Origin of the sequence: Azotosporobacter soli (genome assembly GCF_030542965.1) — a bacterium.
Classification (GTDB): domain Bacteria; phylum Bacillota; class Negativicutes; order SG130; family SG130; genus Azotosporobacter; species Azotosporobacter soli.
Window position 1 is genome coordinate 121,628 of the sequence record NZ_JAUAOA010000003.1, and the last position, 26,137, is coordinate 147,764.

A 26,137-nucleotide genomic window follows, 5' to 3' on the forward strand; every position below is an offset into this window, starting at 1 on the left:
AGGAGCGATTCAAATGAAACCTACCAACCAAGAGTCCTTTCTAAAAAAGGATATCGGCTTCATCGTGGCTTTGACTTTGGTCATCGGTTCCGTCATCGGTTCCGGCATTTTTATGAAACCGGGCAAAGTCATTGCCGCAGCCGGCGATTCGAATATGGCTTTGCTCGCTTGGCTGCTCGGCGGCCTGATTACTTTGGCCAGCGGCCTTACGATCGCCGAGCTCAGCGTACAGATCCCACGCACCGGCGGCCTATATGTCTACCTTGAAGAAGTCTACGGCCCGCTTTGGGGACATTTATGCGGTTGGGTCCATACCGTGATTTACGGGCCGGCGGTCATCGGCGCGCTCGGTCTTTATTTCGGTTCCTTGCTCGCGCATTTCTTCGGTCTGCCCGCCGATTGGAAAATTCAACTCGGCTTGGCTACCATAGCCTTCTTAGCTTTGGTCAACTGTCTCGGCACACGTTACGGCGGCTTCATTCAAGCGGCCGCAACGACCGGCAAACTGATCCCGATCACCTTGATTGCCGTTTGGGGGCTTTGGCACGGCAACGGACAAATCTGGGACATGCCGAGCGGCCTTAGCACGCATACCGGCATGGGCGCCGCGATCCTCGCCACTTTATGGGCGTACGACGGCTGGATTTTGGTCGGCTTTGTCGCCGGTGAAATGAAAGATCCTGCCAAACTGCTGCCGCGAGCAATCATCATCGGCCTGTTCGTCGTAACGATTGCTTATCTGTCGGTAAACATGGCACTTTTACACACTTTGCCCGCCAGCCAAATTACCGCGCTGATGGAAAAAGCCTCGCCAGCGGCCGCCGGCATCCTCTTCGGCAAAGTCGGCGGAAGACTAATCAGCGTTGGTATCCTCGTTTCCATCTTCGGCACGTTAAACGGCAAAATCCTGGCGTTTCCCCGCCTGCCGCTGGCCATGGCAGAGCGCGGTCAACTGCCGCTTTCTCTTCTCTGGTCGAGAGTCCATAAAAATTGGGGTACGCCGGTTTACGCCACCATTCTCGAAGTCATGTTGGCCGCTTCGCTGATGCTGCTTGGCGATCCCGACCGACTGACCGACATCGCGATCTTTTCCGTCTATATCTTTTCCATCATGGCCTTTATCGGCGTCATCCTGCTGCGCAAACGGCAGCCCGATGCGCCTCGCCCGTATAAAGTGCCGCTTTATCCGTTCATCCCGATTGCAGCAGTACTGGGCGGCCTGTTCATTCTCGGTACCACGTTGCTCGACAATCCGCTCGATTCCTGCTACAGCATCGCGATCACTTTGACCGGCCTGCCGGTCTACTGGTGGATAACGCGCAAGACAACCGCATAGCCTCGTTCAAAAAAGGTCAATAGGCAGTCATGCTCTATTGACCTTTTTTAACGGCAATCGTTTTGATAATCACAATAAGTGCAATATCCGTCGCGCTCCCTGCGCTGCGCTTCGCTCCGTCCGCTGATGATCTTTTGATAGCGCCGGTAAAGACGCAATACCTGGCGGTCCGTCAATAAGGCGACGCGCACGCGTTGCCCGTCAGCAAAATGGATATAGCCGTGCTTGGCCACGCTTCGACCCTGACTGTGCCGCAGCAGGAAACGATACGCCGACAGCTGGATCCGTTCCGATTCAAAGACCTGCGGGCCAGAGCGGTTTTTATAATCGCCGACGACCAAACGCCCCGTACCGTCCAGCCACACGACATCAGGCCGGCCGATCAATTCGACCGGCGTCTCGATGCAAATCGTCCGTTCGATCTGCCAAGGACGCAGCCTGCGGCGTAAAAGGCTCCGCCGAAGCCATGCCGCAAAACCCAATAAAATTAAGAGTGTGACCCCTTCCAACGTCATAATCGCGCCGCCCGTATCCAGTATTCCAGTACCGTCGCACAGCTTCGCCGCAGCCAACCGCTCTGCTCGAGCAGCGGCAAAACTCGCGGTGAAAAACGGTAATACCATTTTACCAGATATCGTCCCAAATAAAAACGCAACAGCCATTCATCACGCCAGCGTCGCAGCGCCTCCGCCTGCCAGGCAGCAGCGCCGAATAGCGCACTGGCGATAAAACAGCGGCGATCCTGTCCGGCGATCCGCCGGGCAAATTCTTCGTGCGCGCTGCTGCCTCGCTGCGCGGCGGCGCGCACCGCGCAGTGATCGTCGCCGTAAAAATAATCGAGATAGGCTTGCCGCTCGCATTTCCCCAGTTTAGCCAAGGCGGTCACGCTTATTTTCTTCAATTTCCCCGCCTCCCATGCATAAAAAATAGGCTATGCCAAACTCAAAGTATAGCATAGCCTATTTAGCCCGGCAATCCATCAGATGCCTTCGCCGTATACGCCTTCCCATTCGGCGAAGCGTTGTTTGTCGGTCCGTTCCAACTGGCTGATCCGGCCATTTTGAATGCGCAGCTGAATTTGTCCGTACGCCAGCCCTTTCGCAGCCTGGCGCACGCCGCTCTGCCACGCTTGCCCCGTCTGTTTGAGTGTTACGGTTGCGGCTTGTTCAAGGCGGATTTTCTCCTGTTTGTCCAATTGAATCGGACGTCCATCTTGAAAAACCAACGTTAACGTGCCGAACTGCATTCGCTCCAGTGCCGTCTTCATAGTGGACAACGCCCGCTCCAGCGCCTGTTCCGCACTTTCCTGCCGCATCCGTTTTCACTTCCTTTCCTCGCCTCGTCTTATATCACTCATTGCTTCATTATTCCTCTTCAAACAGCGGCGTCGACAAATAGCGTTCGCCGCCGTCCGGCAATAAGACCACAATCGTTTTCCCAGCATATTCGTCGTTTATTGCTAATTGTCCTGCCGCATGCGCCGCCGCACCGCTCGAAATGCCGACCAAAAGCCCCTCTGTCTGCGCCAGCGCCCGAGCTGCAGTAAAAGCATCCACTTGATTCACGCCGATGATTTCATCGACTACGCCTGCATCAAATATTTTCGGCACAAAACCGGCGCCGATGCCCTGCAGTTTATGCGGCCCAGGCTGACCGCCGGAAAGAACCGGCGAATCGCTTGGCTCTACCGCAATGATTTTCACGCCGGGATTGCGTTCCTTCAGCACCTTGCCGACGCCGCTAATCGTTCCGCCCGTGCCGACGCCCGCAACAAAGACATCTACCTTGCCGGACGTATCACGCCAGATTTCTTCTGCGGTCGTACGGCTGTGCATCGCCGGATTCGCAGGATTTTCAAACTGTTGCAGTACGATTGCGTCGGGCAAAGACGCCGCCAGTTCTTCGGCTTGACGGATCGCACCCTTCATGCCCTCGCTGCCGGGCGTCAGCACTAGGCTCGCACCCAGCGCCTTTAAGAGTTTGCGCCGTTCAATGCTCATCGTCTCCGGCATCGTCAAAATGAGATTATACCCTTTGGCGGCCGCAACAAAAGCCAGACCGATCCCGGTGTTGCCGCTGGTCGGTTCGATAATCGTCGTATCCGGATTCAAACGTCCGCTGTCTTCCGCCGCCTGAATCATCGCGAAACCGACCCGATCCTTCACGCTGCCAAGCGGGTTAAAATACTCCAATTTCGCCAGCACCCGCGCCTGATGTTTTTCCTGTCGTCCGTAATTGTTCAATGCCAAGAGCGGCGTGTTGCCAATCAGTTCCGTCAGATTCGCTGCAATCTTGCTCATATCGTTTCCCCCTTTATTCGGCATGCACCATGCGGTATGATTGAATACAAAAAAGACCAAAGAAGACTCCACGCGGAATCGTCTTTGGCCTTTGGTCTTTCCAATCAGCCGTGTAGTTCCATACACTTTATAAGTGTGATAATAGCATATCTTTTTTTCACTGTCAAGGGATGTACTGTGTAGGAATTCGTTTGTAAGGCAAGCGAAACAATAATTTTTCCAAGAGTGTCTCCACCGCCGCTTTTACGCCGCTATTGACGCTCAGGTCTTCTTCCTTGCTCAGACGTTCCCGCCATGACTGATACTTTCCGTCGCTAAGCGAATAGGCATAAATCGCGACTTCGACATCCGTCTGCATCACTGTGCTGTTGTCATTCCAAAGAGTAAACCCACTGTTTTTAATGTCAGACCTAGCATAAACCAATTCGACGCCGATCACCAGATCCGCCTGCTTTGCTTTCGCCAGCGCCGCCATAGAATCCGCCTCTATCGACTTTTTCCCCGTCACCAGATGCGCCTCAGACGGAGAAACGATTATTTTTTCGTAAAAAGGAAAGCGAAAATGATCCTGCAGTCGACTTTTCACCACTGCATCCACTTCCGGCAAATGATAAGCCGCCGTATCCTCAAGCGGCAACAAGGCGACATTGACGCTTTCCAGAGCAGCCGCCTGTCCATGCAAGGAAAAAAGACAAAAGATAAGCAACAGCAAACGCAACATGACTTTCATAATGTACACTTCCTTTTTTAGCGCAGCGTATGCTTCGCCGCGGACATTCTTCATTTTCGTATTTATTCATCGGGCAATTTTGATTATAATGAGAAGCAGGACTTTTCGCAAGACAAAGGAGACAGCTATGAAAAAGAATATTCTCGTTCTGGGTACTGGCGGCACGATTGCCGGCGCAGCCGCCAGTTCGACCAATACGCTCTCATATCAGGCCGGCGTAATCTCGATTGAACAGATTCTGCAAGAAATCCCGTCCCTACAGGATCTTGCAAACGTACGCGGCCGTCAAGTCGCGCAAGTTGACAGTTCTGACATGACGCACGACATCTGGCTGACGCTGGTCCGGGAAATCAACGTCGCCCTGGCGCAGGCCGATGTGGACGGCGTCGTCGTCACGCACGGCACCGACACTTTAGAAGAAACCGCTTATTTCCTCAACTTGACCGTCCACAGCCGCAAACCGGTCGTCCTTGTCGGCGCAATGCGTCCGGCGACGGCGATGAGCACCGACGGCCCGATGAACCTTTATGACGCGGTCGTTCTGGCAGCGAGCGACGAAGCCCTCAACCGCGGCGTCCTGGTTTCGCTCAACGATACGATCAACTCCAGCCGTGAGGTCACCAAGACCAGCACTTCGCTGCAGGATACGTTCAAATCTCCCGAGCTCGGCTACCTCGGCTACATTCTTGGCGGACAGCCCTATTTTTACCGTTATCCTGCGCGCCGCCATACCGCCGACAGCCTATTCGAAGTCGACAGCCTCAAAGAGTTGCCGCAGACCGAGATCATCTATTCCTATGTCGGTGCAGGGCGCGGCATCATCGATGCCGTCGTCGCCAGCGGCGCGAAAGGAATCGTCTATGCGGGGCTCGGCAACGGCGGCATTCCGGCGCCGATTCAAAAGGCGCTGGCCGACGCGCGCGCGAAGGGCGTCGTCATTGTCCGCAGCAGCCGGGCCTCAAGCGGCATCGTGACGCGCAACGGCGCGCTCGACGACGACGCCTTCGGTTTCGTCGCCGCCGACAACCTTAATCCGCAAAAAGCGCGCGTCCTTTTAATGCTGGCGCTGACGCAAAGCAACGATCCGTCGCTCATCCAGGATTTTTTCCGTACCTACTGATCGGACAGCCGTCAAAAAGAAGTCTGCCTCCCTTTCCAAAAGGGAAGCAGACTTCTTTCCTTATCGTTCCACAATGACTTTCAAGCGGAAGTTGCGCACGCCTTCTTGCGATTGTTCCCAGGGACGGCGCAGCGAAAAAAGCATCGTTTCTTCGCCACTCATGTCTTCGCAGACTTGAATGATATAACGCTGCCGCATCGCGCCGCCGACGATCTGCGGTTCGCTGACGCTGCTCGAAGTCGCTTCATGAACCACATTCAACGAAGGCGGCTGTACGCTCACCATCCACTGATAGCCGGTTCCCGCTGAAAACGGCAGTTCCAGCGAGATATATTGGCCCGGTTTCATCTGCAGCGTCGTCTCCGCGTCTTTTTGCGCATCATTGGCAATGACAATCGACTGTGCAATCGGCAATTCGCGCCAGGCCATCCCGTCTTGGGCGAAGCCGCTTCCGATAAGACTGCTCCAGATGAGAAGAAAACAGCTTATATTTTTCAAGCACGAAAGAAAACTTTTCATCCGTTAATTAACCACCTTTCATTTGCGATATTGGATTGAAAACGCTTTTAAGCCCACGCTCTGCCAAAATCCGCACGCCGCCGAATTCTGCGCCAGCGCATCCACGGCAATATTGGCGTCCGGCGGAAAAAACTCCTGTTGCAAACGGTCGAAAAATTGCTTTCCAATCCCGCAACCGCGGCACTCCTGTTTGAGGAAAAAGTGCCGTATGTATATCTCCTTGCGTCCGCCCAGGCCGATCTTTTGATAACTGAAGAGACAATAGCCGATCGGCCCGCTCTCGTCTTCGGCAAGCACCGCCTGCCAGCCGCCTGCCAACATCGCTTTCATGCGGTTGGCCAGCTGCCATTCGCTCATCGTATTCTCGCTGCCTTCAGCAGCAATTAACCCCTGATTCATCTGGCCCAGCAGATCCGCATCCGCCTCTTGTCCGCGGCGCAATAACAGCATCGCTTAGCCTCCTTCCGTCAGTCGCTTCCAGATATCCTCTTCCACGCGAATCGCTTGTCGCGGCAATTTATCCATCTTGAAGGCAGCAATCAAATCCCTCGCCGTGGCCGCCTGAAACGTCGGCAGCAAACCGGCTTTCCAGCCCAGCCAGCCCAAGACCGTCTGCGGCGACGCGCCGCCGCGCCGCAGCGCCGCCAAGGAAAGATCCTGGTGGCGTTTAGAAAGGCGGTGTCCGTCTGCGCCGACTAAGAGCGGCACATGGCTAAACTGCGGTGCAGGCAGCGACAGCAATCGGTAGAGCAGCAGCTGACGCGGCGTAGACGACAGCAGATCGTCGCCGCGCAAGACATGGCTGACCGCCATGGCCGCATCATCGACCACAACCGCCAATTGATACGCATGCACGCCATCTGCACGCTGCAAGACAAAATCGCCCACCTGCTGCGCAATGTCCTGTCGGACCGTTCCCTGCAGCAGGTCGACAAAATCGACACTCCCCGGCGGAACGATAAGACGCAGCGCTGCATGCGAAGGCTTCGTCGCAGTACCTGCCTGTATACGGCAGGTCCCCGGATAAATGCGTTCGCCGTCACTGGCATGCGGCGCGTTGGCCGCCAACTGCGCTCGCGTACAGCGGCAGGGATACGTCAATCCGGCTGCCGTCAACGAATCGAGCGCCGCTTGATAAAGCTGCCGTCGCTGACTTTGGCGGTACGGTCCATATTCGCCGCCTTCCTCTTCCCCTTCGTCCCAATCGAGGCCAAGCCATTTCAGATCTTCTTTCAGCGCCGCAATATGCTTTTCTTTGGAGCGGTCAGGATCCAAGTCTTCGATGCGCAAGATCATCGTTCCGTTTTGCGCGCGCACCTGAAGCCAAGCCAACAGCGCCGCCCAGGCATTTCCCAGATGCATTTCTCCGCTGGGACTTGGCGCGAAGCGTCCGCGAACAGAGTGCGGCCGACTCCGTTCCAGGAGCCAGTATTCCTCAGCGCCTTTTTCCTGCAGGACAAAGCCGGACTTTTCCAATAACGACTTCGATGCCGCATTATCGCTTCTCACGCGCGCCGCCACGCCCGATACGCCGCTTTCTTCAAACGCCCACTGCGTCAGAAGCTGCAGGGCTTCTGTCATATAGCCTTTCTTTTCCTCTTCCGGCCAAAGCTGATAACCGACCTCGACGCGCCCCGCTCCATCCGGCAGGCCTTTAAAGCCGATCTCGCCGACAATCTTATTCGCTGCGCGATCGACAATCTGCCAATACGTGTACCAGACAAACTGCTTTCCCGCACGGATTGTCTTGCGCTCTTTCATACGATATATTTCACGCAGCCGTTCTTGCCAGACACGACCGCAAATCTGAACCTGCAATTCCCGCTCCAGTGCCGTCCAACGCAACAGCGCCGTCTGCAATTGACGGCGCGTCAGCGGAATCAGGCGCAGACGCGTACTTAACAATTCCATGTGCTTACGCATCCCTTTCCCTTGCCTGTATCTCTCCCAGCATAATCCTGACCGTTTCCCGATTCAAACCGGTGATTCGCGCCAAGTGACGCCCCGACAAACGTTCGTCTTCCGCAAGCAGCGTCAGAATCTGCTTGCGTTCCTGACGCCAGCGTCTCTGACCCAGCTCCTCTTGCGTCAGTTGTCGCTCGTTCAAAAACTGATGCATGCGCCACCGCGCCGCCGCTTCGGCTTCCTGCAGCGCAAAGGGGTCCGGCACCGACAAAAAACAGTCTCCGGCGTTTTGCTCACTCGCTTGCGCCAGCCCCGCCGCCGTCGCGAAAGGATCGTCCGCCGTCTCTAACAGCGAGAAGATTTCCGGCAAGACCAGCATCCCCTGCAACAAATCGCTATACAGCGCGGCGCTGCTCAGCGCCTGTTCATCCGCTGCCAGAGCATGGATATATTTGATGGCCGAACGCAGCCGCGCCTCATCCGCCAACGGCTGACTCTTATAACGGTCGTGAAAGACTTTTCCCGACCAGGCGTATTTTTTTTGATAATACGCGGCATACGCAATGCCCAAACGTTTCGTGATTCGTTCCAGACCGGCCCGCCCTTCGCGCAGCAGGATCTGAACCTGATCCGGCAAGACGCAATAGGCATAGAGGAAAAATTCGCCGCCAGAACGTTTCGCCTTCATCAATTCAACGAAAAACGCCCGGTCTGCCGCTTCCCAAAATGGTGGTCTGCCGGGTGGCCCCTGAAATAAAACATGATATAAGCCTGTTTCTCCATGCTGCCTGGCCTGTCTTGGCATTCTCGAGTCCCCTGCCTTTCGCGCTATGCGCGGATTTCGGTCGATTTTACACTTCCATGTCGCAGCCCGCAAATCCTTTTTTTGTTTAAAAAACAGCTGCGCCGCTCACGTTAAAAGCAAGCGGCGCAGCCGTTTTTTCCTACTATGTCTCATCATACACTCTTTTATTGCAGTTCGCAGCGCATGATCACATAGGCACGACCATTGCGCTTAAAGCACTCTCCCGTTTCACGCAGTGCAAAGCGCTGATAAAAAGCGATTTTCTCCTTGCGTGCATTGCACCAGAGCGCCGTTGCCCCGAGGGTTCTCGCTTGTGTCAGACAATGCTGCAAGAGTCGGCTGCCATAACCTTTCCCCTGCATCTCCTGCGCGGTGGCAAACTTGCGAAACTGTATTTCAGTGCCCTGCCAAAAGAGGGAGATTACGCTGACCAACTCTCCCTCCAGCCGCATCCCATAGTGGATGCCTTTTTCGTCGTCCGGCAAGATGCTATCCTTCAGCGGTCGTTCGGGCCACATGACCCTCTGACGCAGCGCCCAGGTCTCTGACGCTCTTATTTCTTCAATCGTTACCTGCGCCACTTTCCCACGCCCTCTCTGTCTATTCGGCCAACATCACCGCCGGACCCTTCTTATTCTTGACAGGTTTCAGCAAGAGCGCCGGAATCACGCCGATGCCGCAAATCAGAAACAAAACAAAGAACGTATCATCAAAAGAAAAGATATAGGATTGACGCTGTGCGATGCCGCTGACGAGCGCCAACGCCTTTTGATGCGCGATGCCGGCAACATCGCCGCGGTGCAAAAACATTTTCTCACCGTAGTTGATGATATTTCGCGTCGCCTGTGATGCCTGATTCATATTGCTGGCGATGTGCTCCAAATGAAAAATCTGCCGGTTTTGCATCACCGTAGTCAGGATTGCGATGCCAAGGGAGCCGCTGATCTGGCGGATCGCATTGTTCAGCGAAGAAGCGCGGCTGATTTTGCTGAACGGCACCGTATTCATACCCATTACCGTGATCAGCATCAGCGACATGCCAAGCCCTATGCCGCGCACAAACATGACCATCATGACATATTGATAGTTCGTGTCCATATCTACGTAGACGAGCGGCAGCGAGCCGAGCATCAACGTCGTAAGCCCTATCACGATGATCGGTTTCGGGCCGAAACGGTCGGCAAGCCGCGCCGCGATCGGCATCATCACGCCGGCGGTAGCCGCCGAAGGAAAAAGCAGTAGACCGGTCTGCATCGCGGTATAGCCCATGATGCTTTCCAGATACAGCGGCACCATGAAAATGCCGCCGAATAGGGCCATCGTACCAAGAAAAATGCCGAGCATGCTGCAGCTGAAGTTCCAATCCGAAAACAGACTCAAGTCGAGCAGCGGCTCCGGATGATCCAGCTCGATAAAGATAAATATAATCAGATTCGTCGCCGCTAAGAAGAACAGCGTGATGATATACGCCGAAGTCCAGCCTTCGCTGACCCCTTTGCTCAGCGCCAATAAGAGGCAAAACAGTCCTACAGCGGAGGTAATCAGCCCGCCGTAGTCAAAACGGTGACTGACCGCCAGCGGCGTCTCTTCCAAGACCAACATCGCCATTACGTAGCCGACCACGCCGATCGGAATGTTGATCGTAAAAATCAGCCGCCAATCCCAGTATTCGACGAAATAACCGCTCAGAGTCGGACCGATCGCCGGTGCAACCATTGCCGATATCCCCCAGATGCCCATTGCCATATTGCGTTCGTGTTCCGGAAAGATCTGATAGACGATCGACATCGTGACCGGAATGATCAGGCCGCCGCCGATTGCCTGCAACACGCGAAACGCAATCATCGTATCGTTGCTCCAGGCGGTTCCGCATAGCGCCGAGCCTAGCACAAAGACCGCAAGACTCAATAAATACATGCGTCGCGTACCATACACGTCACATAAATATCCGGTCGCCGGCTGCACGACACCCATCGTCAGCATATAAGCGGTCAAAACCCACTGCGCATCATCGGCGTTAACAGAGAAGACCGCCATCATCTTCGGAATCGCAATATTGACGATGCTGGTGTCAAGAATGCTCATAAAACCGCCGATGATCGTGACGCCTAAGGCCCACCACTTATACTGCTCTGCTTTGATTGGTAAACGATAGTGTTTCTTTATCATCATCGCGTCACTCGCTTACATGAATCTTGACAAGGACAGACATCCCCGGTCTAAACAGCAAGCCTGCATCTTCCGGCAACGAGATCTTGATTGGAATCCGCTGCGTGACCTTGGTGAAGTTGCCTGAAGCATTTTCAGTCGGAATCAGCGCAAAGGTGGAACTGGTCGCCGTGCCGACGTCATAAATCTTGCCGCTGAAATCCTTGCCCGGATAACCATCGATCGTGTATTCGACCAGATTGCCCACTTTGATCTTGCCGATCTTGGTTTCTTCAATCCGCGCGTTGACCCAAACATCTTTCAAATCGGTCAACGAAAAGAGGCTTTGTCCGCTGGCCACGACTTCGCCCGGATTCACTGACTTGAGCGAAATGCTGCCGTCTACCGGCGCAACGACGATGGAATTTTCCTCGCTGACATTAACCGATTGCAGAACGCCTTCGGCCAGTTTGACCTGCGCGGCCGCCGCAAGAATGACTTCGTCGCGCGAGCCTGCCACCAAAAGATTCATTTTTTCCTGCGCCGCCGCTACGCCGTTATCCGCACCCTGAACCCCTTCTTGGGCCACACGGTAGGCGGCTTCGACATTATCCCATTGCAGCGAACTGATCGCACCGTCATTATACAGTTTCTTCATTCTCTGGTAAGTACGCGCCGCATTGGCAGCATTCACGCGCGCCTGCTCGGCAGCGGCGCGCAGTTGCTCTACATTTGCGCCCGCTTGCCGGATTTCCTGCGGTCTGGAACCATGCACGGCTTCTTCGTATTTAGCCTTCGCGGTCGCAAGATTCGCCTCGGCTTGCGCCCGCTGCGCCGCCACCTCGCGCGTATCGATTCTTGCCAGTACCTGGCCTGCTTTGACCATATCGCCTTCCTTAACCAAGACCTCCACTACTCGCCCCGGCAATTTGGCGCTGACGTTGACCATCGTTCCGGCAATTCTGGCATCATCGGTACTCACATAACGAGTCGTCTGATACCACCACCATGCGCCGCCCCCCACGCCCGCCACAACAAATAAAATCAATAAACGTAAGACCCATGGCGACTTTTTCTTCGCTTCCACCACAGGTTTTATTTCCTCTTCTGCAACCTTATCCGTCACATCCACGTCCATGAAACTTCCTCCATTTCGCAGCTATCCCTTTGCATAAACATTTAAATCCATTTTAAATTATACCCGTTATCCTGTCTGCTGACCAGAGGGTCACAGTACTTCACGCGCGAAATTATTCTATATAAACACACGCGTTAGCAAACAATTCTACCGTGACAGGAAGAGAGCCGGAACGGTTGTTCCGGCTCTCTCTCCCTTTTGGTACTATCCTTTTTTTGCCTACATGCGATTAAACCTTGAACCCCACTGAGTAGTTTAATCTGAAAGACCGTCGTCTTTCGTTCAGGCTATGACGCTATTAGTACCGACCTTTGGAGAAGCCCCCATTTTCGCTAGCGTCGCAGATTTTCACTGTTAAAAGGAACTACTGCTGGCTTCTCTACATCTTTATTTTATCATAGCATAATTGTTTTTTCAATATTAAATCTGAATTTTCTTTCTTTTTCCTCGCGATTTTTACAATCGTCGTGTTACAATCAGATAAAAGGCCGGTTGCAGCAAAATAAAGGAGGGTGCACGCGATGAATCTGTATGATTTTTCCGTTCCTACAGCCAACGGCGAAGAAGAATCATTAGCCGTTTATCAGGGAAAAGTTCTGCTGATCGTTAATACCGCCAGCAAATGCGCCTTTACTTCTCAATATCAGGAACTGGAAGAACTCCATCGTAGTTATGCAAGTCAAGGGCTCGTCATCTTGGCTTTTCCCTGTAATCAATTCTTAAACCAAGAACCCGACAGCAACAGTGCAATCCAGCAGTTTTGCCAACTGAATTACGGCGTAACATTTCCGGTATTCGGCAAACTAAATGTGAAGGGCCCGGCTGCGCATCCTCTCTTTCAATATCTCACCGAACAGGCGCCGGGCTTGTTCGGCAAACCGATTCGCTGGAACTTCACAAAATTCCTCGTCGATGCAAGCGGCCATGTGCGTCATCGTTATGCGCCAAGCACGAAGCCAAGTTCGTTTGCCGCAGACATCGAAGCATTGCTCAGCGAAATCGCGTCCCCGATGGTTTGAATTCAAAAAGCGTCGCAGTCGTTGCGGCGTTTTTTCTTTTACCGCATTCCGTTTTCTTATTCGTATTTTAATAAGAAAACAGAAGCAAAAGGCCCGCTTTCAAAAACATTGTTCCACTCCGAAAAGATTTTACCCTCTTCATTTCTTTCGTCACTGTACACTCTTTACAAAAACTCTGTAGGTGTGTTAAAGTGTAAACTTGTGAGACGGCAGTCCGCGCTACAGCGGAGGGTCGTCTGTTTATACAAAATGATCAAAGGAAAGCGAGTGGTTCTTAACATGAGTGTATTTCGTACGATCAGTCTGGATTCTTTACGGGCAGGAGCAGCCCGGACCGGCCTCAAGAAAACATTAGGCGCAGTCGATTTGATCATGCTGGGCGTTGGCATGATTATCGGTACCGGCATTTTCGTCTTCACCGGTGTTGTCGCCGCAAAGTATGCAGGTCCCGGCATCGTCATCTCGCTCGTCCTGTCGGCTTTGACTTGCGCCTTCGCCGCGCTATGCTATGCCGAAATGGCGGCTGCGGTGCCGATCGCCGGCAGCGCCTACACTTATTCATACGCGATGTTGGGCGAAATCTTCGCCTGGCTGGTCGGTTGGTGTCTGGTACTCGAATATTCGTTAGGCGCAAGCGCCGTTGCGGCAGGCTGGTCCGCGTATGTCACCGGCATCTTCAAATCCGCCGGAATCCAACTGCCTGTCGCATTCACTGCCGTTCCGGCCGACGGCGGCATCGTCAATTTGCCGGCCGTCTTTATCGCGTTATTTATCAGCGCACTCTTGGTGCGCGGCACGAAAGAAAGTACGAATCTAAACCGCATCCTGGTCGTGGTAAAATTGGCGGCGGTCTTCCTCTTTCTGGTCTTAGCCGGTCCCAAAGTAAACCCGGCCAACTGGTCGCCGCTTCTCCCCTTCGGCATTTCCGGCGTTCTGACCGGCGCCGCCACAATGTTCCTTGCTTATATCGGCTTTGACTGCGTGGCTACGGCAGCCGAAGAATGTAAAAATCCGAACCGCGATCTGCCGATCGGCATTATCGGCTCGTTAGTGATCTGCACTGTCCTCTATATTGCGGTCGCCGGGGTTTTGACCGGCGTAGTTCCTTACCAGGAGTTGAACAATGCCGAGCCAGTCGCGTTTGCGCTGCGCAGTATCGGTTACAACATCGGTTCGGCTCTGGTCGGCACCGGAGCGATCGCCGGCATCACGACCGTATTGATCGCCGTCATGTACGGACAGTCGCGTATCCTGTTCGCGATCTCTCGCGACGGCTTGATTCCGGCCGGCATTTGCCGCGTCCATCCGACTTACGGCACGCCTTATATCGTTACGCTCGGCGCGGGAATCGCCGTATCGCTTGCGTCCGGCTTTCTGCCGATTAATGTCATTGCCGAACTGACCAATATCGGTACCTTGTTCGCTTTTTTAATGACGGCGGTCGGCGTTTTGGCGCTGCGCTATCGTCACCCCGATCTGCCCCGTTCCTTTAAATGCCCAGCTGTCTATTTCGTCGCGCCGGCCGCGATCGTCTCCTGCGGCTATCTAATGTATTGTCTGCCCGGCGATACCTGGCAACGTTTCAGCATCTGGGTTGCTTTAGGCCTTATCGTTTATCTGGCTTACGGTTACCGCAAAAGCAAGCTTAATAAAGAACAGGCCAAGTCGGCGAAACGAGTTGCCTAACCTGTTTAGCGAAAAGGATGTTGCTCCTTAAAACGGGCAACATCCTTTTTTCTAGCTGAACTCGGCTCTAGCCCATGATTTCTTTTCCAGGCAGGAATCCGCCTCTCATATTCAGAATGTTTCCATTATATTCTGCTTGCATTTTATAACGGGAGGTGCGGCATGAACAAGTTTTTAACCGTCCTGTGTTGCCTTAGCCTGCCCTTGTTCCTGAGCGGTTGCTGGAACGATCTCGGACGTCCGTCGCAACAATCACAGGCTGTACAGCAACGTCCTTCATCCGAACCGCGCAGCAGTGAGTTAAAACTAGTCACGCTTGATTTTCCGCCGATGGAATATGAGGAAAACGGATCAGTCAAAGGCATCGCCGTCGATTTAGTGCGTGAAGCCTTTCGCCGGATGGATTATCAGCAGGTCAACATTGCCGTATATCCTTGGGCCCGCGCGCTGAACATGGTACGAACCGGCGAAGCGGATGCTATCTTCACCGCGTATCGCACCCCAGAACGTGAAGAATATCTGGATTATTCCCGTCAGGTTCTCCTGCAACAAGACATCGCCCTCTTCGCACGGGCAGACAACAGCATCCCTTATACCGGACAGCTAAGCGACTTACAGCGTTACATCATTGGCGTACAAGAAAACATCAGTCTGGGAAACGCTTTTGATCAAGCCCTCCTCCGCGGACAACTTCAGGTTGACGGCGCCCAAACAACCAAAGCCACTATGGAAAAATTGCTGGATGGCCGGATCGATTTGGCGGCCAGCAATCGCTATACAGCGCTGGCCAGTTTGCAGAAATTGAATAAACTCAATGCCGTCACCGAGCTTACTCCGCCGCTCGAAAGCCTGCCCAGCTATATTGCATTTTCCAAACAGCGCGCCCACGCGCCTTTGCGTGACCGTTTTGACGCCGCACTGGCAAGCATGAAAGCCGACGGCAGCTATGAACGCATTATTCGCTCTTACCTTTATTCTGGCGATTCGCCGTAAGCAAGTTCTTTTCTGACGACTGCGCCAGCATGCAATCCGCCTTTTCTTCCATTTGCGCCTTAGATGATTTCGAAAGGAGGCAGCGCCATGTACCTCAATTTCAGTAAAATGACGATTCGCCGCCGCTTTGCGCTATCGGTTCTCAGTGTCGTGGTGCTGTTAATGTCGCTGTTAGGCTTGCTTCGAATCAAGCTGGCTTACGTCGCGGCCGATCATGACCTTAAGGCAAAGATTATCACGACCAGTAAACTGGCTGCGCTCAGTTTTAGCGACCCGCTGTGGAATTATCACCAGGCAGGACTTGATATCGCCAGCGAAGCGCTGTTTACCGATGACGAGATAGCTTCGCTTCTCTTGACGGCTGCGAACGAAGATGAACTTTATCAAAAACAGCGCAGCGGTCAAGCTTACCAGCCTGATAATCTGATCATTATTCACCAGGATATTTATCGCAACGATAAATATTTAGGCACGCTTAGCATCGGTTTCACCAACTTCTTCCGCCTGGCCGCTCTACAAAGAGAGATCGTCAATACCCTCGTCAGCATTCTGGTAATCGCAACGATTATCGGCCTATTAATCAGCTACATTTCAAATCGACTAACCCGCCCCATTTATCGTCTGAGTGAAGGAACCGATGAACTTGCCAAAGGGAATCTGATGCAACGCCTTGTCATTGATTCGGACGACGAAATTGGCCGCCTCGGGCAAAAGTTCAACGCAATGGCAGAAACGCTCTACAACATGCTGCAAGAACTGGCAAGCAAAAACAAGATATTGGAAGAAGAAATAACCAACCGCCAGCAGGCCGAAACTGAGTTGCGCCGCGCACACGATCAACTGGAAACAAAAGTCCAACTTCGAACCCAGGAACTAACAGCAGCCAACCAGGAATTGCGCGCGATGAATGACGAATTGATCCAAACTGTGTCCTTATTGCAGAAAACACAACGCCAACTAGTGGAGTCGGAAAAAATGGCTTCACTCGGCAATTTGGTCGCGGGCGTCGCACATGAAATCAATACGCCGGTCGGCGTCGGCATTACCGCCGCATCGCACTTGGTCGACATCGTCAATGACTTTCGCGCTCGAATCGCCGCCGGTAATCTGACGCATACAGAACTGCGGCACTTTGTCGATGCAAACGACGAAACCGGTCAAATGATCCTGACGAATTTAGAACGCGCCGCCTCCCTTATCCGCAGCTTTAAGCAAGTATCGGTCGATCAAGGTAGCGAACAACAACGGGTTTTCGATCTCAAGCATTATTTGGAAGACATCATCCAAAGCCTGCATGCCCCCTTGAAAAAAACGAAACACACCGTCCGCATCGACTGCCCGGATCATTTACTTATCGACGGCTTTCCCGGTTCGATTGCACAAATCGTTACCAATCTGTTAATGAATTCCCTCGTTCACGCGTATGAACCCGATGCGGCCGGACAAATCAGGCTTACCTTACAGCGCCAGGATGCGATGCTTCTTTTCAGCTATTGTGATGACGGCCGCGGAATGAGTCCTGACGTACTCGAAAAAATTTTCGATCCTTTTTTCACCACCCGACGCGGCGCCGGTTCCACCGGCCTTGGACTTCATATTCTCTACAACATCGTGACGCAAAAACTGCATGGCAGCGTGGAATGTGAAAGCAAGCCAAACGAAGGAACGTGTTTTCTGATCCGTTTTCCCATCGCCGCACCACGCCCAGAATAAGAAGGATGTCTTTAATCGCTTGCCTAGCGCTTAAAGACATCCTTCTTTTATGCGTTTACGTTTAGCTTTCGCTCTGCAAAGACTTTCTTCGCTACGCCGACCGCATTGAGGACTCTTGGAAATCCGGTATAGGGAATGCATTGTAAGAAAATTTCAATGATCTTTTTCGGCGCAATGCCGACGTTCAAGGCGCCGTTAATGTGAACATCGAGTTGCGTCTCGCAGCCGCCCAGCGTCAGCAAGCTGGCCAGCGTGATCTGTTCCCGTTCCTTTAAATCAAGTTCCTCGCGGCAATAAATATCACCAAAGGCAAACTCGACAATGTAGCGTCCCAAATCCGGCGCAATATCTTTTAACCCTGCAATAACCTGTTCACCTGCGCTGCCGTCCACCTCCGCCAACCGATTCCAGCCTTGTTCATAACGATTTTTTCCCATTGTTTTCGCCCTCCCATTTTTGTTATACTCGAATTGTACTTCTTACAGTTAACTCTAAGTCAAGGAGGTTTTTTTATGCATTATACGATCGGGCAATTTGCCGCGCTGACGCAGCTCAGTTCTTACACTTTGCGTTATTATGAAAAAGAAGAACTGCTGCAGGTCGGTCGCGACGCCGTGGGCAGACGCCGTTACACCGATGCGGACATCGCCTGGCTGCAGTTCATCAAGCGCCTCAAGGAAACCGGCATGAGCATCCATAACATTCGTAGCTATGCACGCTTGCGCTATCAGGGCGACGCCACTCTTGCAGAACGGCTGACGCTTCTTGAACAACATAAGCTAAGCGTTGTCGAAGAAAAATTGAAATGGGAACAAAATTTAGTGAAGCTGGAGGAAAAAATTTCGCTTTATAAAAAAATGATCGACGATCTGCAAGAGATTCAATCGCCAAGCGCCTAAAATAAAAACAGGAAAGCGTTTTTTGCTTTCCTGTTTTTATTTTAGCGCAGCAATGGAAGATTTCCCGTAAGCTTACTGATTTTTTTCAGCGGCCCGGCTATGCAAAGTCCCAAATAGTCAATTTCTTCTTCTGCCGTGTTGCCTATTTTTTTTGCATAACTCTCATAATCCAACGAGCGTTGGGCAATTTCACTGAAATCAATCGCCGTAACCTCATCATACGCTTGCGCAAAGACTTTTCGTCGCAATTCCTTCAACTGCAGCTTGTCGCATTGCAAAACCGGTACGACTTTGCTCGTAATTCCAAGATGTACGTTCCCGTCCCGGTCGAGAACATTCGCGCCGACAATTTCCTGCAGCATCTTTCCGGCGCTGATGCCGAGTACCGCTGCGGTATTTGCCATCAAGCCCGACGGCAAATCCTTGTTTATAATCATCACAATTTTCATCGCTTCCATCCCTTTCGCTTTTTATCCGATTATAACGGATCAACAAAGGGAGGTATTGTAAAAAACTGCTGTCAATTTCCTCCAACCTCACTCTCGCTTGCCTAGCGCTGTTTTTTGATAGCATTCCGGCGTCACGCCCACCTGCAGTTTAAACGTTTTATGAAAATGACTTTGATCATAAAAACCGGTCTCGTAGGCAACGGCGCTGATGGCTTTGTTCTTGCGCAGCTCTTTCTTCGCCTGATTGATGCGCAGCAGCGTTTGGTAGGCGTGCGGCGGTATGCCGAATTCAGCCTTAAAAGCGCGGATGATGTGAAATTTATTCAAACCGGATACCTCTTCCAACTGCTGCAAGGTCGTTTTATCCGCCAAATTGCGCAGCAAATGCTCGCGAATTTTTTTCACCTTCGGCTGCATTTCTGCCTCTTTAACGCTCACTTCTACTTGACGCAGACAAAGCAGTTCTTCCAATAAAAGCTGCAGCGCACTTTCTTTTTCCAAATAACTCACCGAGCCTAGCAACCGCTCAATCAATTGGTTTGCCTTGCGCAAGTCATTTTTCTGCGCCAGCGTTCGCACCAGCGGCTTTTGCAGCAGCGCCGGCTGCATCTTGCAGCTCGCCAGAAAATCTTTCAGCCACGGCGCTTGCAGGTAGATCATTTTATATGCCCACGGACAGTTAACTTTGGGATTACAGGCATGAACCAGTTCCCTTGGAATGAAGACCAAACTTTTCGGCCCAAGTTCCGTGTACCTGCCCTGACACCAAAAAGAACTGGCGCCCTGGTTCACAAGGCCAAGCGAGTATTCTTCATGCGCGTGTTTTTTGTAAGAAAGTGCATCACTCTTATTATTGATCTTTATTTCAAACGGCAACTGAGCGTCACGATAAAAATTCACTTCGTTCATTGTCATTCCTCCGCCCTGAGCCAACTTGCTTCCTATTTATTATATAACCAGACGCGTTTGCATTCAAATTCGCGCCTTTCTTTCGCTCGCGTTAAATAAAAAAGCCGCCGCAGCGGCTTTTTTATTTAACGTCTGACCCCGGTTTGCAAAGACGGTTTTACCGTCGCTTGATCGCTTGAGGACGTTTGCACATGCGGCGCATGTCTGGTTTCACGATGCGTCTTCGCCTCGTCGCCCGGCCGATAGCCGATTTCGTTCAACGCCACCGAATAGTAGGAATGTTCGCTTCCGGCCTTATCGCGTTTGATCAGGTAATTCGGACACGACAGCCATGCCAGTTTTTCGCCAAGATCGACCGACTCCACGCGCAGACAGAGGCCGCAAAAACCGCACTTTCGGTCACCGGTCAAATCGCCTACGGTCGCTTCGCGCAAAATTTTCGCATTTTTTTCGATCTTCACAGACATCCCTCCTTACTTACTACTACCTCCATAACACCACGTCTTACATTATTTGTCAATACAGTGTGCATTTTTTGCTGTGCATTCATTAGGCAGTTTCGCACTCTCACTCCGCTCCGCCTAGGACAGCCATTTCACCTTCAACGGTTTCCGCTCCGGCAAGTTGGCATATTTATATTTAGGATAGCCGAGCATCACGGCGCCCGTTATCCGCTCTCCGTCCGGCAGCGCAAAGAGTTCCAAGAGCGGACGATGGCCGCTAAACGCGCAGAATTCAAAGAGCCCGGCCCAACAAGTCCCAAGGCCCAGCGACGGTGCATACAATTCAAGATATGCAAGCGAAAAAAGCGTGTTTTCCCGTCCATTCACTGCTTCTTCTCTCGCCGTAGCCAGGATTAGCTGCGGCGCGCCGCGCAAAATGGTATCCTTGCCCTCCTCTCGATAAGCCTCGACATGACGCGCAAAACTTGGATGCACCACTTTTCCGCTGGCCAAGTTCTCTTCCATCCATGCGATGATAATTTGCGTTGCTTTTTTCAACACGGCGTGATCTTGCACGACAATGTAAGAGACGCCCTGACGGTTCGCAGCGGTCGGCGCCATTCGCGCAACATCAAGCAACTGCAAGATTGTCTCTTTTGAAACCGGTTCTTCACGATAACAGCGAACTGAACGACGCGAACGCAAAAAAGCGGCTGCCGCGCTTGCATCCAGCGAGTTACTGCCAGCAAGCGGCGTCTGTAGCGCACGCGGCGTTATTTGGTGATCAAGCACCTGGTGCGGGCAAACCGCGACGCAATGACCGCAGGCAATGCAATTTTCCGGCCGAACCGCCTCTGGTCCCTGCGCATTGCTTTCCAATACACGCGCCGGACATACGGCAGCGCAAATTCCACAATTCGTACAACGTTCCCGGCATAGCTCAATCAATTCCATTTGCTAACCGCCCTCCCAGTTCATAAGCGCGCTCGCAGTCCTGCGGAAACACCTTTGCGCGCCGTTTCGCTTTTTTCGCAGCGTCAAAGCCATCCGCCACATAGTTCGCATAATCGGTAAACTGATGCGTATCGTTGACCAGCAAAGATTCCGCCGCGCCGAATGTTCGCTTTAACGCCCATTCGGTTAACGCAAAGCGTTTTTCATATTCCATCTCTTTCATTCGTTGCTCATCAACATTCATTGTATAAATAAAGCCGGTCGCGATTTGCTTGGGAAACAAACTGGAATAGAAGCCGTCATAAACCAAATAAGGAAAGAGCAACCGTTCGAGAAAACTTCGCATCGCCCCGGTTTCTGCGCCAAAATATACCGGCGAGCCGAAGAGGAGCGCATCGCTTTGTCTGATCTTCTCCAACAGCGGCGTTAATTCATCCTGATAAGCGCAACATCCATAACTCTTACCGTTCTTTAACTTGCAGGCAAAACAACTTATGCAGCCTTTATAATTGAGATCATATAATTGGATCATTTCCGTCTCCGCCCCCTGCGCAGCGGCTCCGGCCAAAGCGCGCGCAAGCAGCGTCGCTGTATTGCCGTTTTTACGCGGACTGCCGTTGATTGCAATTAGCTTCATTCTTCTTTCCCCCTTGCTTTTCTTAGCCTAATTGTATATCCTTTTAGTTAAAATAAAAGTATGCACTTTTTCGGTAGGTACTATGCAAAAGGAGAGCGACAATGCATAAATGGTCACCCAATGAATGTAACTGTTCGATCGCTTACACCTTATCGGTCGTCGGCGGCAAGTGGAATTGGCTGCTGCTTTACAAGCTCTTTCAAAACGGCGTCCAGCGTTACGGCGAACTGAAGAAATCGATTCCGCCGATCACGCATAAGATGCTTAGCCAACAGCTCAAAGAACTGGAGGCCGAAGAGCTGATCCATCGTGAAGAATATCATCAAATTCCGCCCAAAGTCGAATATTCGCTGACGGAAAAAGGCAACACGCTGCTGCCGATTTTGCAGTTGATGTCGCACTGGGGCAAAGAAAACAAACCGGCTGACGATGCCGTAGCGCAATAGCCTATTGTCGCATCGACAAAGAATGCAGGAGACTGAAGATGATTTTCAGCCGCCTGCATTCTTTTCGTCTTTACGCATCAAATCGCACGCGCGCCCAAGTAAACGGCTGCTCCCCATATGCATAACGCCGCCAACTTATTCAACATCCGCCCGCGCGCCATGAAACGGCTGCCAAAGATGCGGCCTGCCGCCGCTAAAGAAAAAAACCAAAGCCAGGATACGGCAATGCAGGCGAGAGAGAAGACAATTTTCTCCTCACCCGCATATTGCAGCGAGGCCACGCCAATGACGCCGATCGTGTCCAGAATGGCATGCGGATTGCCGAGCGATACGCCAGCCGCCAGCCCCACTTGCTTGAGCGGCGAAAGAGCTTTCATCCCCGCGGCGGCCTCGCCTCCGCTGCACCAAGTCTTCCAGCCCAGATAAACTAAAAGCAGGCAACCTGCTGCAGACAGCAACGTGGCCGCCATTACGCTTGCGGCTACCAGTTTCGTCACGCCGGCGACCGCAAGCACAATCAAAAACGTATCGCAAACAGCCGCCGTCACAACGCCAGGCAAAACGCGCCAAAATTTCGGTTGAAAAGCGCCCTGACAAAGTAAAAATAAGTTTTGTACGCCAAGCGGCAAAATAAGACCAAACGCCAACACCGTTCCATGAAGCATCGCTTTCATTCTACTCCCTCCTTTTTTCTTAGTGTAGCGCAGCGCGGTTTAACTGTCTGCAACCAATTGGCTTGTTTTAACACCAACCAATTGGTATACTGACTACAATTAAAACACTGCAAAGGAGAAAATTTTTCATGAGCGACTGGCAGCCGAATCCGCACGACGCCGTTCCTTTATACCGTCAGGTGGCCGCGCATTGCAAATCCTTAATCGCTTCCGGGCAATGGCCGGCAGGTTTTCGTCTGCCTGCGCAAAGAACGCTGGCGCTTCAGTTTGGCATCAACCGCAGTACGCTGTCAATCGCACTCTCTGAGCTGGCCGCCGACGGCCTGCTCTCGGGTCGCGTCGGCAGCGGCACCTATGTCGCTAACGACAGCTGGGCTCTGCTAAAAAATCCGCCGCCGCCGGATTGGCAGCACTATGCCTCATCTGCCGTACATCACGCCAATCATCCGACCGTACAGCAGATCAATCGCCATGAATTTCAACGCGGCATCATCCGCCTTGGCACCGGCGAACTTTCGCCGGATCTGCAGCCGCGCGCCGAAATGAGCCGTTGTCTCAAAAAAATCAGCCAACACCTGCCGCCGCTCGGCTATGAAGAGCCGCAGGGCCTTTTCGCGTTACGCAAGGCGATCAGTCATCATCTTGCCAAACAAGGCATCAGCGCTTCTCCCGCCTCCATCCTCATCGTCTCCGGCGCATTGCAGGCGTTTCAATTGATCAGTCTCGGCCTCTTGCCTCCGGGTGCCGATATTTTGTTGGAGCAGCCCTCCTATCTCTTTTCCCTGACGCTGTTTCGCTCCCAGTTTACGCGTCTGACCGGTCTGGCCATGGATAAGGACGGTCTGCTTCCCGCGGCGCTTACCTTTCAGCAGAGCAAAAGTCCGGCGTCACTACTCTACACCATCCCTTGTTTCCACAACCCGACCGGCATCACAATGAGCGGGCCGCGCCGCCAGGAAATCGCAAGTCTCTGCCGCCACTATCGTCTACCGATTCTTGAAGACGATGTTTATCGTGACTTATGGCTCGATGAAGCGCCGCCCCTGCCGCTCAAAGCCGCAGACCGCGGCGGCAGTATTCTTTATCTGGGCAGCCTTTCCAAAACGCTCAGTCCCGGGTTGCGCATCGGCTGGTTGGTCGGCCCGGAACCGGTAATCGAACGTCTGGCCGATGTAAAAATGCAATTTGACTACGGCACCAGTTCTCTTTCACAATGGGCGGCCCATTATTGGCTGCACGGCGATGTTTATGAGCGCCATCTCACCGTACTGCGCAGTCAGCTCGCACTCCGCCGCGCAGCGGCTTTGAACGCTCTGGCAAAACATTTTTCCAGGATCGCCGCATGGAACACACCCTCCGGCGGTTTTTACATCTGGCTTACCCTGCATCAGCCGTTGTCGCTCAGCCATTTGTTTCACGCGGCCTTAAAAGAAGGAATCCTCTTAAATCCAGGCTTTCTCTACGATTCCTGCGCGAATCGCCAACTGCGTCTTTCTTACTCGTATGCGTCAGTGCAGGAATTAGAAGATGCCTTAAAAAAACTCGCTCTTTTGATTCAAGACTTGTCAGCGAAATAAAAAAAAGATGCAAGCGCATCTTTTTTTTATTTCTATCGCTTTATTCAAGGAACCCTGTACTCGCCTAATGCTTTTTGCAAGGCTTCATAACCGCCTCTGATATTTTGCACGGTCGTGATTACGGAAATATGATCGGATTTGATCCGTCCCTGCCCGAGTTCAAATGCCTCTTGCATTTCCTGCACGATCGTCTGGTACGATTCAATCGAGTCCATCGCCGCATCGATCCGGTTCCACCAGACATCGCTCGGTTCGGCGCCGGAAACACCGGCCAGTTTTTGCAAATGATTCAACAAGCCCATATTGATCGAGATGCGCGCGGTAGCCGGCAACTGGCTAACAACAGACAGCCAGGCGCGCTGGGCAGCCAGCGGAGCCTTCGGCGGCGGAAAATAAATCGTGATGTCGGCGTCGGTCCGTTTGGTCACGATCAGATGCGTCAGTTCATCTTCATTTAATTCTTCGAACAATTCTTGCATGTCCATCCCCCCACCATCTGTTAACGAAACCAGTCCAGTGTTTACTAAATTATACTATTTTTCTCACAACTTGCCTAGTCGACGTATTTTCACAACATTTTACAATTGACCTGCCCGAGAATTACAGCTAGACTGAAATTAACAATAAAAGGGAGGTGCGCCATGAAATTCTTGCCCCCCACCGTTTTTCGCTACGCCAAATGGCTTCTCGTCCTTATCCTGCTCTTCTTTTCGGTCAAAGCCGGTTTCAATTATTATGACAAGCAAAATGCAAAGCCTGCTTTTAACGGTAGCCTTGCCAATGTAGAGCGCGGCGATATCACGGCCAGCATCGCGGCAACCGGAACGATTTCCGCCGTCAATTCCGTCGACGTCAGTTCAAAAATCACCGGTCGCATCCTGAGCGTCAACGTCAATGAAAATGATCGCGTCGTTGCCGGGCAGGTTTTGATCACGCTCGATGATACCAGCCAGCAAACCCAGGTCGCGCAGACGCGTGCACAAGCGGAAAACACCCGTGCCAGCTACGAACGTTCACGCAGCTTGGCGGCAGTCGGCGCCATTGCGCAGCAGCAACTCGATGCCGATCGCACCGCCTATCAGGTAGCGCAGGCCAACTATGACAACGCTCTCTCCTCGCTCTCCGATACCGTGATCCACGCGCCGAGCAACGGCCTGGTGATCGGCAAACCGATTCCAGCCGGCCAGACGGTCTCGCCCGGCATATCGAATCCGATGGTGCTCTTAACGGTTGCCGACATGTCGATCATGCAAATTCAAGTGCAAGTCGATGAAACGGATATCGGCAATGTAAAAACCGGCCAGAAAGTCTCTTTCACGGTCGACGCCTATCCGGGCAGGATTTTTAGCGGCAGCGTGACGACCATTTCGCAAAAGGCCGTCATCCAGCAAAACGTCATCTACTATACCGTCTACGTCACGGTCGACGAGCCGCAAGGTCTCCTCTTTCCGACGATGACGGCCCGCGTCAGCATTGCGACCGGAGAACGCAAGCAGGTTTTAGTCATCCCCTTGTCGGCGATCAAAGAAAGCAAAGGCCAGAAATATGTTCAGCGCCTGGTTGACGGCAAAGAGCAGCTCTTCCCAGTCACACTCGGTCTGCTTAACGATGAAAAGGCCGAAGTTCTCAGCGGTCTAAGCGAAGGCGATTCCATCATCTTGCCGCTTGCCAAAGGGGCGGGCGCAACGCCTGGAACGCCGAGCATGCGCTCGCTCTTCGGGCGCTAGGAGGTAAAAA

30 protein-coding genes are annotated in these 26,137 nt (G+C 52.6%); 10 read left to right on the forward strand and 20 right to left on the reverse strand.

The features are described from left to right. Positions 1 to 13 precede the first annotated feature (13 nt). A complete protein-coding gene (locus tag QTL79_RS04420) occupies positions 14 to 1,336 on the forward strand; it encodes an APC family permease (RefSeq protein ID WP_346353736.1) in 1,323 nt (440 codons plus the stop codon). 47 nt (positions 1,337 to 1,383) lie between these two features. Here the strand turns inward: QTL79_RS04420 and QTL79_RS04425 are convergent, their stop codons facing one another. The 5 genes from QTL79_RS04425 to QTL79_RS04445 all read right to left on the reverse strand — a co-directional run bounded on the left by QTL79_RS04425 (position 1,384) and on the right by QTL79_RS04445 (position 4,366). Then, complete coding sequence (locus QTL79_RS04425; RefSeq protein ID WP_346353737.1) at positions 1,384 to 1,851, reverse strand: CRISPR-associated protein Cas4; 468 nt, start codon at positions 1,849 to 1,851, stop codon at positions 1,384 to 1,386. Further along, positions 1,848 to 2,237: a CFI-box-CTERM domain-containing protein gene (locus QTL79_RS04430; RefSeq protein ID WP_346353738.1), complete on the reverse strand. Its 390-nt coding sequence runs from the start codon at positions 2,235 to 2,237 to the stop codon at positions 1,848 to 1,850. The genes QTL79_RS04425 and QTL79_RS04430 overlap by 4 nt, the downstream gene beginning before the upstream one ends. 78 nt (positions 2,238 to 2,315) lie before the next feature. Then, entirely contained in the window at positions 2,316 to 2,651 is a 336-nt protein-coding gene (locus QTL79_RS04435) for a DUF2292 domain-containing protein (protein WP_346353739.1), read from the reverse strand. A 49-nt stretch (positions 2,652 to 2,700) separates the two neighbouring features. After that, positions 2,701 to 3,636: a cysteine synthase A gene (gene cysK / locus QTL79_RS04440; protein WP_346353740.1), complete on the reverse strand. Its 936-nt coding sequence runs from the start codon at positions 3,634 to 3,636 to the stop codon at positions 2,701 to 2,703. Between the two features lie 163 nt (positions 3,637 to 3,799). Further along, entirely contained in the window at positions 3,800 to 4,366 is a 567-nt protein-coding gene (locus tag QTL79_RS04445; protein ID WP_346353741.1) for a hypothetical protein, read from the reverse strand. Positions 4,367 to 4,454: 88 nt separating this feature from the next. Between QTL79_RS04445 and QTL79_RS04450 the strand changes: the two genes are divergently transcribed. Next, positions 4,455 to 5,486 (forward strand): asparaginase, encoded by a 1,032-nt coding sequence (locus QTL79_RS04450; protein WP_346353742.1) that lies wholly within the window; start codon positions 4,455 to 4,457, stop codon positions 5,484 to 5,486. A 60-nt stretch (positions 5,487 to 5,546) separates the two neighbouring features. Here the strand turns inward: QTL79_RS04450 and QTL79_RS04455 are convergent, their stop codons facing one another. The 7 genes from QTL79_RS04455 to QTL79_RS04485 all read right to left on the reverse strand — a co-directional run bounded on the left by QTL79_RS04455 (position 5,547) and on the right by QTL79_RS04485 (position 12,001). After that, on the reverse strand, positions 5,547 to 6,005 hold the full coding sequence (locus QTL79_RS04455; protein WP_346353743.1) for a protease inhibitor I42 family protein: 459 nt from the start codon (positions 6,003 to 6,005) through the stop codon (positions 5,547 to 5,549). Between the two features lie 18 nt (positions 6,006 to 6,023). Further along, positions 6,024 to 6,455, reverse strand: coding sequence for a GNAT family N-acetyltransferase (locus QTL79_RS04460; RefSeq protein ID WP_346353744.1), 432 nt, complete (start codon positions 6,453 to 6,455; stop codon positions 6,024 to 6,026). A 3-nt stretch (positions 6,456 to 6,458) separates the two neighbouring features. Beyond that, complete coding sequence (gene gluQRS / locus QTL79_RS04465) at positions 6,459 to 7,916, reverse strand: tRNA glutamyl-Q(34) synthetase GluQRS (protein ID WP_346353745.1); 1,458 nt, start codon at positions 7,914 to 7,916, stop codon at positions 6,459 to 6,461. Between the two features lie 4 nt (positions 7,917 to 7,920). Beyond that, entirely contained in the window at positions 7,921 to 8,715 is a 795-nt protein-coding gene (locus tag QTL79_RS04470) for a hypothetical protein (protein ID WP_346353746.1), read from the reverse strand. 164 nt (positions 8,716 to 8,879) lie between these two features. After that, entirely contained in the window at positions 8,880 to 9,296 is a 417-nt protein-coding gene (locus QTL79_RS04475; RefSeq protein ID WP_346353747.1) for a GNAT family N-acetyltransferase, read from the reverse strand. Between the two features lie 19 nt (positions 9,297 to 9,315). Next, positions 9,316 to 10,887 (reverse strand): DHA2 family efflux MFS transporter permease subunit, encoded by a 1,572-nt coding sequence (locus QTL79_RS04480; RefSeq protein ID WP_346353748.1) that lies wholly within the window; start codon positions 10,885 to 10,887, stop codon positions 9,316 to 9,318. Between the two features lie 4 nt (positions 10,888 to 10,891). Continuing rightward, a complete protein-coding gene (locus QTL79_RS04485) occupies positions 10,892 to 12,001 on the reverse strand; it encodes an HlyD family secretion protein (protein WP_346353749.1) in 1,110 nt (369 codons plus the stop codon). A gap of 521 nt (positions 12,002 to 12,522) precedes the next feature. Between QTL79_RS04485 and QTL79_RS04490 the strand changes: the two genes are divergently transcribed. From QTL79_RS04490 to QTL79_RS04505, 4 genes are all read left to right on the forward strand, one after another. Continuing rightward, complete coding sequence (locus QTL79_RS04490; protein ID WP_346353750.1) at positions 12,523 to 13,020, forward strand: glutathione peroxidase; 498 nt, start codon at positions 12,523 to 12,525, stop codon at positions 13,018 to 13,020. Between the two features lie 279 nt (positions 13,021 to 13,299). Beyond that, entirely contained in the window at positions 13,300 to 14,706 is a 1,407-nt protein-coding gene (locus QTL79_RS04495; protein WP_346353751.1) for an amino acid permease, read from the forward strand. A 162-nt stretch (positions 14,707 to 14,868) separates the two neighbouring features. Continuing rightward, on the forward strand, positions 14,869 to 15,699 hold the full coding sequence (locus QTL79_RS04500) for a substrate-binding periplasmic protein (RefSeq protein ID WP_346353752.1): 831 nt from the start codon (positions 14,869 to 14,871) through the stop codon (positions 15,697 to 15,699). 87 nt (positions 15,700 to 15,786) lie between these two features. Next, on the forward strand, positions 15,787 to 17,412 hold the full coding sequence (locus tag QTL79_RS04505) for a sensor histidine kinase (RefSeq protein ID WP_346353753.1): 1,626 nt from the start codon (positions 15,787 to 15,789) through the stop codon (positions 17,410 to 17,412). 47 nt (positions 17,413 to 17,459) lie between these two features. Here the strand turns inward: QTL79_RS04505 and QTL79_RS04510 are convergent, their stop codons facing one another. Continuing rightward, positions 17,460 to 17,849: a carboxymuconolactone decarboxylase family protein gene (locus tag QTL79_RS04510; protein WP_346353754.1), complete on the reverse strand. Its 390-nt coding sequence runs from the start codon at positions 17,847 to 17,849 to the stop codon at positions 17,460 to 17,462. 75 nt (positions 17,850 to 17,924) lie between these two features. Between QTL79_RS04510 and QTL79_RS04515 the strand changes: the two genes are divergently transcribed. Next, positions 17,925 to 18,311 carry a MerR family transcriptional regulator gene (locus QTL79_RS04515; RefSeq protein ID WP_346353755.1) on the forward strand — a complete coding sequence of 129 codons (387 nt, stop codon included), beginning with the start codon at positions 17,925 to 17,927 and terminating at the stop codon, positions 18,309 to 18,311. 41 nt (positions 18,312 to 18,352) lie between these two features. Here the strand turns inward: QTL79_RS04515 and QTL79_RS04520 are convergent, their stop codons facing one another. From QTL79_RS04520 to QTL79_RS04540, 5 genes are all read right to left on the reverse strand, one after another. After that, complete coding sequence (locus QTL79_RS04520) at positions 18,353 to 18,760, reverse strand: DUF2000 domain-containing protein (protein ID WP_346353756.1); 408 nt, start codon at positions 18,758 to 18,760, stop codon at positions 18,353 to 18,355. Positions 18,761 to 18,847: 87 nt separating this feature from the next. Continuing rightward, on the reverse strand, positions 18,848 to 19,669 hold the full coding sequence (locus QTL79_RS04525; RefSeq protein WP_346353757.1) for an AraC family transcriptional regulator: 822 nt from the start codon (positions 19,667 to 19,669) through the stop codon (positions 18,848 to 18,850). Positions 19,670 to 19,794: 125 nt separating this feature from the next. Next, positions 19,795 to 20,130 carry a hypothetical protein gene (locus QTL79_RS04530; RefSeq protein ID WP_346353758.1) on the reverse strand — a complete coding sequence of 112 codons (336 nt, stop codon included), beginning with the start codon at positions 20,128 to 20,130 and terminating at the stop codon, positions 19,795 to 19,797. Between the two features lie 120 nt (positions 20,131 to 20,250). Then, on the reverse strand, positions 20,251 to 21,066 hold the full coding sequence (locus QTL79_RS04535) for a nitroreductase family protein (protein ID WP_346353759.1): 816 nt from the start codon (positions 21,064 to 21,066) through the stop codon (positions 20,251 to 20,253). Next, positions 21,053 to 21,703 (reverse strand): flavodoxin family protein, encoded by a 651-nt coding sequence (locus QTL79_RS04540; protein ID WP_346353760.1) that lies wholly within the window; start codon positions 21,701 to 21,703, stop codon positions 21,053 to 21,055. Before QTL79_RS04540 ends, QTL79_RS04535 begins: the two co-directional genes overlap by 14 nt. 101 nt (positions 21,704 to 21,804) lie before the next feature. Here QTL79_RS04540 and QTL79_RS04545 point away from each other — a divergent pair, with 101 nt between their 5' ends. Continuing rightward, the gene (locus QTL79_RS04545; RefSeq protein WP_346353761.1) at positions 21,805 to 22,149 is read left to right on the forward strand and encodes a winged helix-turn-helix transcriptional regulator; all 345 of its coding nucleotides are present in this window, start codon (positions 21,805 to 21,807) and stop codon (positions 22,147 to 22,149) included. Between the two features lie 77 nt (positions 22,150 to 22,226). Here the strand turns inward: QTL79_RS04545 and QTL79_RS04550 are convergent, their stop codons facing one another. Further along, complete coding sequence (locus tag QTL79_RS04550) at positions 22,227 to 22,823, reverse strand: LysE/ArgO family amino acid transporter (protein ID WP_346353762.1); 597 nt, start codon at positions 22,821 to 22,823, stop codon at positions 22,227 to 22,229. Positions 22,824 to 22,951: 128 nt separating this feature from the next. On the opposite strand from QTL79_RS04550, the gene QTL79_RS04555 reads away from it, so the two are divergent. Beyond that, the gene (locus QTL79_RS04555) at positions 22,952 to 24,400 is read left to right on the forward strand and encodes an aminotransferase-like domain-containing protein (RefSeq protein ID WP_346353763.1); all 1,449 of its coding nucleotides are present in this window, start codon (positions 22,952 to 22,954) and stop codon (positions 24,398 to 24,400) included. A 44-nt stretch (positions 24,401 to 24,444) separates the two neighbouring features. Here QTL79_RS04555 and QTL79_RS04560 read toward each other — a convergent pair whose 3' ends face one another. Beyond that, positions 24,445 to 24,879: a hypothetical protein gene (locus QTL79_RS04560; RefSeq protein WP_346353764.1), complete on the reverse strand. Its 435-nt coding sequence runs from the start codon at positions 24,877 to 24,879 to the stop codon at positions 24,445 to 24,447. Between the two features lie 162 nt (positions 24,880 to 25,041). Between QTL79_RS04560 and QTL79_RS04565 the strand changes: the two genes are divergently transcribed. Next, positions 25,042 to 26,127 (forward strand): efflux RND transporter periplasmic adaptor subunit, encoded by a 1,086-nt coding sequence (locus QTL79_RS04565; RefSeq protein ID WP_346353765.1) that lies wholly within the window; start codon positions 25,042 to 25,044, stop codon positions 26,125 to 26,127. Positions 26,128 to 26,137: the final 10 nt, after the last annotated feature.

Excerpts from the sequence above, each read along its gene's own strand:
- QTL79_RS04420 (WP_346353736.1), top strand. The coding sequence starts at position 14 with ATGAAACCTACCAACCAAGAGTCCTTTCTAAAAAAGGATATCGGCTTC.
- QTL79_RS04425 (WP_346353737.1), bottom strand. The coding sequence starts at position 1,851 with ATGACGTTGGAAGGGGTCACACTCTTAATTTTATTGGGTTTTGCGGCA.
- QTL79_RS04435 (WP_346353739.1), bottom strand. The coding sequence starts at position 2,651 with ATGCGGCAGGAAAGTGCGGAACAGGCGCTGGAGCGGGCGTTGTCCACT.
- cysK (WP_346353740.1), bottom strand. The coding sequence starts at position 3,636 with ATGAGCAAGATTGCAGCGAATCTGACGGAACTGATTGGCAACACGCCG.
- QTL79_RS04445 (WP_346353741.1), bottom strand. The coding sequence starts at position 4,366 with ATGAAAGTCATGTTGCGTTTGCTGTTGCTTATCTTTTGTCTTTTTTCC.
- QTL79_RS04450 (WP_346353742.1), top strand. The coding sequence starts at position 4,455 with ATGAGAAGCAGGACTTTTCGCAAGACAAAGGAGACAGCTATGAAAAAG.
- QTL79_RS04455 (WP_346353743.1), bottom strand. The coding sequence starts at position 6,005 with ATGAAAAGTTTTCTTTCGTGCTTGAAAAATATAAGCTGTTTTCTTCTC.
- QTL79_RS04460 (WP_346353744.1), bottom strand. The coding sequence starts at position 6,455 with ATGCTGTTATTGCGCCGCGGACAAGAGGCGGATGCGGATCTGCTGGGC.
- gluQRS (WP_346353745.1), bottom strand. The coding sequence starts at position 7,916 with ATGGAATTGTTAAGTACGCGTCTGCGCCTGATTCCGCTGACGCGCCGT.
- QTL79_RS04470 (WP_346353746.1), bottom strand. The coding sequence starts at position 8,715 with ATGCCAAGACAGGCCAGGCAGCATGGAGAAACAGGCTTATATCATGTT.
- QTL79_RS04480 (WP_346353748.1), bottom strand. The coding sequence starts at position 10,887 with ATGATGATAAAGAAACACTATCGTTTACCAATCAAAGCAGAGCAGTAT.
- QTL79_RS04485 (WP_346353749.1), bottom strand. The coding sequence starts at position 12,001 with ATGGACGTGGATGTGACGGATAAGGTTGCAGAAGAGGAAATAAAACCT.
- QTL79_RS04490 (WP_346353750.1), top strand. The coding sequence starts at position 12,523 with ATGAATCTGTATGATTTTTCCGTTCCTACAGCCAACGGCGAAGAAGAA.
- QTL79_RS04495 (WP_346353751.1), top strand. The coding sequence starts at position 13,300 with ATGAGTGTATTTCGTACGATCAGTCTGGATTCTTTACGGGCAGGAGCA.
- QTL79_RS04500 (WP_346353752.1), top strand. The coding sequence starts at position 14,869 with ATGAACAAGTTTTTAACCGTCCTGTGTTGCCTTAGCCTGCCCTTGTTC.
- QTL79_RS04505 (WP_346353753.1), top strand. The coding sequence starts at position 15,787 with ATGTACCTCAATTTCAGTAAAATGACGATTCGCCGCCGCTTTGCGCTA.
- QTL79_RS04510 (WP_346353754.1), bottom strand. The coding sequence starts at position 17,849 with ATGGGAAAAAATCGTTATGAACAAGGCTGGAATCGGTTGGCGGAGGTG.
- QTL79_RS04515 (WP_346353755.1), top strand. The coding sequence starts at position 17,925 with ATGCATTATACGATCGGGCAATTTGCCGCGCTGACGCAGCTCAGTTCT.
- QTL79_RS04520 (WP_346353756.1), bottom strand. The coding sequence starts at position 18,760 with ATGAAAATTGTGATGATTATAAACAAGGATTTGCCGTCGGGCTTGATG.
- QTL79_RS04525 (WP_346353757.1), bottom strand. The coding sequence starts at position 19,669 with ATGAACGAAGTGAATTTTTATCGTGACGCTCAGTTGCCGTTTGAAATA.
- QTL79_RS04535 (WP_346353759.1), bottom strand. The coding sequence starts at position 21,066 with ATGGAATTGATTGAGCTATGCCGGGAACGTTGTACGAATTGTGGAATT.
- QTL79_RS04540 (WP_346353760.1), bottom strand. The coding sequence starts at position 21,703 with ATGAAGCTAATTGCAATCAACGGCAGTCCGCGTAAAAACGGCAATACA.
- QTL79_RS04545 (WP_346353761.1), top strand. The coding sequence starts at position 21,805 with ATGCATAAATGGTCACCCAATGAATGTAACTGTTCGATCGCTTACACC.
- QTL79_RS04550 (WP_346353762.1), bottom strand. The coding sequence starts at position 22,823 with ATGAAAGCGATGCTTCATGGAACGGTGTTGGCGTTTGGTCTTATTTTG.
- QTL79_RS04555 (WP_346353763.1), top strand. The coding sequence starts at position 22,952 with ATGAGCGACTGGCAGCCGAATCCGCACGACGCCGTTCCTTTATACCGT.
- QTL79_RS04560 (WP_346353764.1), bottom strand. The coding sequence starts at position 24,879 with ATGCAAGAATTGTTCGAAGAATTAAATGAAGATGAACTGACGCATCTG.
- QTL79_RS04565 (WP_346353765.1), top strand. The coding sequence starts at position 25,042 with ATGAAATTCTTGCCCCCCACCGTTTTTCGCTACGCCAAATGGCTTCTC.